The organism is Streptococcus sp. CCH8-C6 (assembly GCF_001557225.1).
Taxonomy (GTDB): Bacteria; Bacillota; Bacilli; order Lactobacillales; family Streptococcaceae; genus Streptococcus; species Streptococcus sanguinis_C.
Window position 1 is genome coordinate 1 of record NZ_LSJN01000077.1, and the last position, 288, is coordinate 288.

Consider the following 288-nt stretch of genomic DNA (forward strand, 5'->3'; position numbering starts at 1 on the left):
ACACGCCTGACGGTTTTCAAGACCGTTCCCTTCAGCCGGACTTGGGTAATCCTCCAAAATAACACTATGGACCTTGTAGGACTTGAACCTACGACCACTCGGTTATGAGCCGAGAGCTCTAACCAGCTGAGCTAAAGGTCCGACAAGATCATTATAGCGGCGAAGGGGATCGAACCCCCGACCTCCCGGGTATGAACCGGACGCTCTAGCCAGCTGAGCTACACCGCCATCTATCGGGAAGACAGGATTCGAACCTGCGACACCTTGGTCCCAAACCAAGTACTCTAC

At 53.8% G+C, this 288-nt stretch carries 2 tRNA genes; both read right to left on the reverse strand.

The features are described from left to right. Positions 1-67 precede the first annotated feature (67 nt). Positions 68-141, reverse strand: a tRNA-Ile gene (locus tag AX677_RS08080). 13 nt (positions 142-154) lie between these two features. Next, a tRNA-Met gene (locus AX677_RS08085) sits at positions 155-228 on the reverse strand. Positions 229-288: the final 60 nt, after the last annotated feature.